Raw genomic sequence first — 830 nt, forward strand, 5'->3', positions numbered from 1 at the left:
ACTTCTTGAATAAAATAAGGGGGACTAATTTTCGTGTTCAAATTGACGTTATGTAAATCATTTGTTATTTGACGTAAATTAGCTAAGCCTAGACCTCGATTTTCTCCCTTTGTTGAAAAGCCTTCTTGATAAATTTCATGCACCTTAATAGATATTTTCTTATCAAATGTGTTACTCACAACTAATAAGACAATCTCGTCCATGCGGATAAACGCCATGCGGACTTCGCCATTTTCAACCCCTCGTGCAGCTTCAATTGCATTATCTAGTAAAATTCCAACCATACGATTTAAAAGAACTGGGTCTACATCAATATCTGTAACTTCCTCAACAATTTCAATGTAAAACAGTACATGATGTGATTGGGCTTGTAAAATTTTTGTAGTTACTAACCCTTTTAAACTATTTATTTTTAAGTTGTTTAGCATCATCATCGCTTGTTGATTTAGCTGTTCATGATGATTCGCTTCTAAAATATGATCATAGAAATATGTATGTAGACCTTCATAGTTTTTATCATCAATAAATGTCCGTAATGTAGATAAAATATTAATGTAGTCATGTTTGAATTTGCGCATATCCTGGTTAATTTGTTCAATAGATGCAACATATGATTCGAAGTTTTTCATTTCTTGTTCACGTTGCTTTATTTTATATTGTTTAAATGCTAAATATAGAACGACAAATAGACTAATTGAAAGTAATAGAAAATAAATTAAGAACATCGCTAAATTTTTTTGAACACTTTCATAGAAATTGTCATGGTCAATTGCCATGATATTGATGTACATAAAGATGACTGTAGCAATACCAAGGAATACCGAAATATA

General features: G+C 30.7%; 1 protein-coding gene. It reads right to left on the reverse strand.

The window, feature by feature from the left end; all coding sequences use genetic code 11:
* Nucleotides 1-830, reverse strand: an 830-nt coding sequence (locus AN161_RS14195) for a GHKL domain-containing protein (protein ID WP_143114810.1), incomplete at both ends; no start/stop codon positions are given.

Origin of the sequence: Lysinibacillus sp. FJAT-14222, from assembly GCF_001278875.1 — a bacterium.
Classification (GTDB): domain Bacteria; phylum Bacillota; class Bacilli; order Bacillales_A; family Planococcaceae; genus Lysinibacillus; species Lysinibacillus agricola.